Consider the following 6,135-nt stretch of genomic DNA (forward strand, 5'->3'; position numbering starts at 1 on the left):
TCGGGGTCGGCGTCGCGCCGCCGGACGGGGTCGCGCTGCCGGACGGGGCGGCGCTGCCGGACGGGGCCGGCGTGGCGGCGGGCGGCGCCTCGGCCACCCCGCTGCCGGAGGCGGCCTTGAGCACCTTGCGGAAGCGCAGCTCAGCCGCGCTGCCCACGTCTGTGAGGTCCCGGTTCTCACCGGGCAGGGAGATGACGATGTTGCGGTTGCCCTCGGTGACCACCTCGGCCTCGGCCACGCCGAACGCGTTGACCCGGCTCTCGATGATCTCGCGGGCCTCTTCGAGGTTCTCCGCCGTCGGGGGCTTGCCGTCGACGCTGTTGGTCGCCTCCAGCGTCACCCGCGTGCCGCCGATCAGGTCCAGACCGAGCTTGGGCTCGAGCCGGTCCTTCCAGCTGCCGCTGGCGCCAGCGAAGAACACCAAAAGATAGAGGACCACGAAGATGAACCCGAGCACGGCGAGCTGCCGCCCGGGGCGCATCTGTCCCTGAGGTGGTGCCACGGCTGTCCTGTCTCCCTGTACGGTCGCGCCGCTGTCGCAGCGGCGGCGGTGTCGGGCCGGGGGTCCCGCCCGACGAGTCTGCCTTGAGCCGACGAGAATGCCGGCACGAGGACCGGGCACCCCGGCGCGGAACGCCGACGGTCACGGGAACGTGCCGACGCCCGGCGTCGACCCAACTATCCAGTTTTCACGTCTCGTCCGCTGCCCCGTTCGGGCGCGACGACCGGAAGCCGGCCGACCGGCCGTACGCCGGACTCGCCGCCCCCCCGGGGGGAGGGGTCAGTCCTTGACGGTGTCCGCGTCCTCGGTGACCGGCTCGCTCGGCAGCTCCGCGCGGGTGACCACCCGCGCGATGGCCGGGCGGGCGTAGCGGGTCTGCACGCCCGGTGCGACCTCGATCAGGACGGTGTCGTCCTCGATGCCGGTGACCGTGCCGTAGAGCCCACCAATGGTCACGACCTCGTCGCCGGGGCCGAGGTTGGACTGCATCGACTCCGCCTCACGGCGGCGCTTCTGCTGGGGCCGGATCATCATGAAGTACATAACACCGAAGAGCAGGACGATCATCAGGATCGGCGTGAAACCGCCGGCCCCGCCACCCGCTGCTGCCAATTCCACGGTTACTGACCTTCCCATTGGCCACCCGCACGGCACCCGTGGGTGCCGGAGCGGAGGCGGATTCTCACGTCCTGTTAGACCGCGGCGAAGTCTAAACCCTGCACCTGAGAACGCCGAATGCGGCACAGATCACGTTCACATCACGGCTGATCGACATCCAACGAGAACAAGTCGGGCACGGGTGGACTATCTACACCAAATGTACCATTCGGTGGCGTGCGCCCCAGATGCCGCCAGGCGGCCTCCGTCGCCACCCGCCCCCGAGGCGTACGGGCCAACAGCCCCGCTCGCACCAGGAACGGCTCGCAGACCTCCTCCACCGTGTCCGGCTGCTCCCCCACCGCCACGGCGAGGGTGGACAACCCGACCGGGCCACCCCGGAACGAGTCGACCAACGCGGTCAGCACCGCCCGGTCCAGCCGGTCCAGGCCGAGCGCGTCCACGTCGTACACGATCAGGGCGGCGCGGGCGGTGTCGAGATCGACCACCCCGCCCGCCCGGACCTCGGCGTAGTCGCGGACCCGGCGCAGCAGCCGGTTGGCGATCCGCGGGGTGCCCCGGGACCGACCGGCGATCTCGGTCGCGCCCTCGGGAGTGATCGGCACCCCCAGGATCCGTGCCGAACGGTGCAGCAGCGTCTCCAGATCCGCCGGGGCGTAGAAGTCGAGGTGTGCCACGAAGCCGAACCGGTCCCGCATCGGCCCGGTCAACAGGCCCGAGCGGGTCGTCGCGCCGACCAGGGTGAACGGCTCGACGTCCAGCGGGATCGCCGTCGCACCCGGACCCTTGCCCACCACCACGTCGACCCGGAAGTCCTCCATCGCGCTGTACAGCAGCTCCTCGGCCGGCCGCGCGATCCGGTGGATCTCGTCGATGAAGAGCACGTCACCCTCGGCGAGGCTGGTCAGGATCGCCGCCAGATCACCGGAACGCTCGATCGCCGGGCCGCTGGTCACCCGGATGCCCGCGCCCAACTCGGCGGCGACGATGTTGGCCAGACTCGTCTTGCCCAACCCCGGCGGGCCGGAGAGCAGGATGTGGTCCGGCGGCGACCCCCGCCGCATGGCGCCCTGCAACAAAAGGTCAAGCTGGTCGCGGACCCGGTCCTGGGCGATGAACTCGGCCAGCCGCCTCGGCCGTACCGTGGCCTCCGCGTCCCGGTCGGCGTCGCTGACGTACGCCGAGACGAGCCCTTCGGTCTCGCTCATCGCGCCGCCTTCATTCGCGACTGCGGGGCTCGCAAACCCGGCTCACTCCTCGCGCTCATCGCGCGGCCCACGCGGTCATCGGGTGCGGCCCAGCAGTCGGATGGCCTGCTTGAGCAGCACCGGCACCGGCGGGGTCTCGCCCTCGATCGACTCCGCGACCGCGGCCACCGCCTGATCGGCCTGACCGGCCGTCCAGCCCAGCCCCACCAGTGCCTGCCGGACCTGCTCGGGCCAGCTGCCGCGGGTCACCCCGGCCACGCCGTCCGCGCCGATCGGCACCGGGCCGATCCGGTCGCGCAGCTCCAGCACCAGGCGTTCCGCACCCTTCTTGCCAATCCCGGGTACGCGGGTCAGGGCGGCCGTGTCGGCGTTGGCGATCGCCTTGCGTACCGCGTCGGGCGTGTGTACCGCCAGCACCGCCTGGGCCAGTCGCGGGCCGACCCCACTGGCGGTCTGGAGCAGCTCGAACAGCGACTTGGCGTCGTCGTCGGCGAATCCGTAGAGGGTCAGCGAGTCTTCCCGAACGATCAGGCTGGTGGCGAGCCGGGCGACCTGGCCCACCCGCAGCTCCGCGAGGGTCCCCGGGGCGCAGTGCACGGCGAGCCCGACCCCGCCGACCTCGATCACGGCCTGGTCCGGACCCGTCGCGGTCACCGTGCCGCGCACGCTGGCGATCATCGTGCTCCTCCTCGTCGTGCCCGGTCGGCCGCGGCGGCCAGCTTGGAGCGGGTCCCGCCACGCCACACGTGGCAGATGGCCAGGGCCAGCGCGTCGGCGGCGTCCGCCGGCTTCGGCGGCTCGGCCAGCCGCAACAGCCGGGTCACCATGGCGGTCATCTGCGCCTTGTCGGCCTGACCGGAGCCGGTCACGGCCGCCTTCACCTCACTCGGCGTGTACGTCTGCACCGGCAGCCCGGCCCGCGCCCCGGCCAGCACGGCGATGCCACTGGCCTGCGCGGTGCCCATCACGGTACGAACGTTGTGCTGGCTGAACACCCGCTCGACGGCGACGCTCTCCGGTTGATGCTCGGCGACCAGCTTGCCCAGCGACTGGTCCAGGTGCAACAGGCGCAGCGCCAGGTCGTCGGCGGGGTCGGTGTAGACGACGTGGTAGGCGACCAGGGTGCAGGGCCGGCCGGGCACGCCCTCGACCACTCCCACCCCACACCGGGTCAGCCCCGGGTCGACACCGAGCACGCGCACGCCGCCCCCTCCCCAGCCGTCAGCAGTACGTGTGTTCGACACCCTAACGGGCGCCCCTCCCACCAGCCCCACGGGACACGCCCCCGTGCCGCCCCGCCTCTCCACCACTCCGCCTCGCGCCCGCACCTGCTCTACAAGGTCACGCTCGATCCTGGATGTAGTGGCCACGTAACGCCGGGATGCCACTACATCCAGGATGTTGCGCGATCTTGCAGCGCGAGGCGCGGCAGGGGGCACGAGACGCGGCGCGGCGGGATGGGGCGGGAGCGGGTGGGAGGGGGCGGCGGCGGGGTGGGAGCGGGCGGCGGGGGGCGGGTGGGCCACACAGCTTTGGTACGGAGTATGTGTCGCTGGCCCATGTGCCGGGGGGCACACAGCTCGTAACTTCTTGCGCCATGACGGCAGAACCCGTGGTGGTCCCCCACGTCGTACAGGTCGACCTCTCCGGTCGGACCGCCCTGGTCACCGGGGGCGGCGGCGGCATCGGGCGGGCGTGTGCCCTGCGGCTGGGCGCGGCCGGCGCCAAGGTGCTCGTGGTGGACCGCAACCTGGAGGCGGCCAAGGCGGTGGCCGCCGAGGCCGGTGGCCGGGCCGAGGGCGTGGACCTCTCCGATGCCGCGGCGGTGGACTCACTCGACGTGGACGTGGACATCGTGGTGAACAACGCGGGGCTCCAGCACGTCGCGCCGTTGCAGGACTTTCCCGTCGAGCGTTTCGAGTACATCCAGCGGGTGATGGTGGAGGCGCCGTTCCTGCTGATCCGCCGGGCGCTGCCGCACATGTACGCCCGGGGCTGGGGGCGGATCGTCAACATCTCCTCGGTGCACGGGTTGCGCGCCTCGCCGTACAAGGCGGCCTACGTCTCGGCCAAGCACGCTCTGGAAGGGCTGTCGAAGGTGGTCGCGCTGGAGGGCGCCGCGCACGGGGTCACCGCCAACTGCATCAACCCGGCATATGTGCGTACCGCCCTGGTGGAGAGCCAGATCGCCGACCAGGCGGCCAGCCACGGCATCGACGAGACCGAGGTGATCGAGAAGATCATGCTGGCCCGGGCGGCGATCAAGCGACTGATCGAGCCGGAGGAGGTGGCCGAACTGCTGGCGTACCTCTGCTCGCCGCCGGCGGCGTTCATCACCGGCGCGTCGATCGCCCTCGACGGGGGCTGGACGGCCAACTAGTGGGGCTGAGCACAATGTCGACCATGTCTTCGCCGGTGGAGTTCCTGGAGCTGCTCGCCCGAGAGGCCGCGGCGGTCGAGTTCGAGGGACCGCTGGTGGCCGCGCGGGCCGCCGGGCTGCCACCGGACCGGCTGGCCGAGCTGGAGCAGGCCAAGTCGGTGGCGTTGCGGGTCCGCGCGCTGCTGGAGCGTCGCCGCCGCCGGGAGAGCGAGCTGTCCGGCCTGTACGACACGGTCAGCGACCTGGCCGGGCTGCGCGACCTGGACGACGTCCTGCGGGCGATCGTGCACCGGGCCCGCCATCTGCTCGGCGCGGACGTGGCGTACATGACGCTCAACGACGACGAACGTGGCGACACCTACATGCGGGTGACCGACGGGTCGGTCTCGGCCCGTTTCCAGCGGCTGCGCCTGCCGATGGGCGCCGGCCTCGGTGGCCTGGTGGCCCAGTCCGGCGCCCCGTACGTCACCGCGAACTACGGCGAGGACGCGCGCTTCCACCACACCGGCGAGATCGACGCCGGGGTGGGCGAGGAGGGTCTGGTGGCGATCCTCGGGGTGCCGCTGCGGCTCGGCTCCACCTCGATCGGGGTGCTGTACGCGGCCAACCGTTCGGCCCGGCCGTTCGTCCGGGAGGAGGTGGCGCTGCTGGTGTCGCTGGCCGCGCACGCCGCGGTGGCGATCGACACCGCCCGGCTGCTGACCGAGACCCGTTCGGCGTTGGCCGAGTTGTCGGCGGCGAACACCACCATCCGGGCGCACAGCAGCTCGGTGGAGCGGGCCGCGGCGGCGCACGACCGGATGACCGCGCTGGTGCTGCGCGGCGGCGGTGTGGAGGACGTGGCGGCGGCGGTGACCGAGGTGCTGGGCGGCGCGCTGCTGGCGCTGGACGCCGAGGGGCGCCTGCTGGCCCGGGTGGGTGAGATCGAGGAGCCGGACCGGGCGGACATCGTCGAGGCGGTGGCCGCGTCCCGGACCGAGGGGCGCAGCGTACGTCGGGGTCCACTCTGGTACGCGGCCGTGGTGGCCGGCGCGGAGAACCTGGGCGCCCTGGTGCTGCGCCCGGACGACGAGTTGGTCGACGCCGACCAGCGCATCCTGGAGCGGGCCGCGTTGGTGACCGCGCTGCTGCTGTTGTTCCGCCGGACGGTCGCGGAGGCGGAGGGGCGGGTGCGGGGCGAGCTGCTGGACGACCTGATCGCCCGCCCGCTGCGCGACACCGACGCGCTGCGCAGCCGGGCCCGTCGGCTCGGGGTGGACCTGGACGCGCCGCACGTGCTGGTGGCGGTGGGCGACGACGCGATCGCCGCGACCGGCTCGGCGCGGCAGCGGGTGCTCTCCTGGGCCACCACGTACGCCTCGGCGCGCGGCGGACTGGCCGCGGCGCGCGACGGCCGGGTGGTGCTGATGCTGCCGGGGTTGGACGCG

General features: G+C 72.6%; 6 protein-coding genes and 1 pseudogene. 2 read left to right on the forward strand and 5 right to left on the reverse strand.

The window, feature by feature from the left end; genetic code table 11:
• The 5 genes and pseudogenes from PSH25_RS24225 to ruvC form a co-directional block, all read right to left on the reverse strand.
• Window positions 1–502: pseudogene (locus tag PSH25_RS24225) on the reverse strand (protein translocase subunit SecD); the annotation flags it as partial.
• 279 nt (window positions 503–781) lie between these two features.
• Window positions 782–1,120, reverse strand: a complete 339-nt coding sequence (yajC, locus tag PSH25_RS24230; protein WP_308193729.1) for a preprotein translocase subunit YajC — start codon at window positions 1,118–1,120, stop codon at window positions 782–784.
• A 140-nt stretch (window positions 1,121–1,260) separates the two neighbouring features.
• Window positions 1,261–2,328, reverse strand: coding sequence for a Holliday junction branch migration DNA helicase RuvB (gene ruvB / locus PSH25_RS24235; RefSeq protein ID WP_238661261.1), 1,068 nt, complete (start codon window positions 2,326–2,328; stop codon window positions 1,261–1,263).
• A gap of 75 nt (window positions 2,329–2,403) precedes the next feature.
• Window positions 2,404–3,006, reverse strand: a complete 603-nt coding sequence (gene ruvA / locus PSH25_RS24240; RefSeq protein ID WP_124823022.1) for a Holliday junction branch migration protein RuvA — start codon at window positions 3,004–3,006, stop codon at window positions 2,404–2,406.
• Window positions 3,003–3,530, reverse strand: a complete 528-nt coding sequence (ruvC, locus tag PSH25_RS24245) for a crossover junction endodeoxyribonuclease RuvC (protein WP_238661262.1) — start codon at window positions 3,528–3,530, stop codon at window positions 3,003–3,005. The genes ruvA and ruvC overlap by 4 nt, the downstream gene beginning before the upstream one ends.
• A gap of 395 nt (window positions 3,531–3,925) precedes the next feature.
• Between ruvC and PSH25_RS24250 the strand changes: the two genes are divergently transcribed.
• Together PSH25_RS24250 and PSH25_RS24255 are read left to right on the forward strand one after the other, a co-directional pair.
• The gene (locus PSH25_RS24250; protein ID WP_091401815.1) at window positions 3,926–4,708 is read left to right on the forward strand and encodes a 3-hydroxybutyrate dehydrogenase; all 783 of its coding nucleotides are present in this window, start codon (window positions 3,926–3,928) and stop codon (window positions 4,706–4,708) included.
• A 14-nt stretch (window positions 4,709–4,722) separates the two neighbouring features.
• Window positions 4,723–6,135: GAF domain-containing protein (locus PSH25_RS24255; protein WP_238661263.1), on the forward strand; the 1,413-nt coding region annotated here is incomplete at its 3' end.

Source organism: Micromonospora foliorum (genome assembly GCF_022229015.1).
Lineage (GTDB): Bacteria > Actinomycetota > Actinomycetes > Mycobacteriales > Micromonosporaceae > Micromonospora > Micromonospora foliorum.

What these genes read in the sequence shown, in the direction of transcription:
- PSH25_RS24250 (WP_091401815.1), top strand. Translation starts at nt 3,926, where the DNA reads ATGACGGCAGAACCCGTGGTGGTCCCCCACGTCGTACAGGTCGACCTC.
- ruvA (WP_124823022.1), bottom strand. Translation starts at nt 3,006, where the DNA reads ATGATCGCCAGCGTGCGCGGCACGGTGACCGCGACGGGTCCGGACCAG.
- ruvB (WP_238661261.1), bottom strand. Translation starts at nt 2,328, where the DNA reads ATGAGCGAGACCGAAGGGCTCGTCTCGGCGTACGTCAGCGACGCCGAC.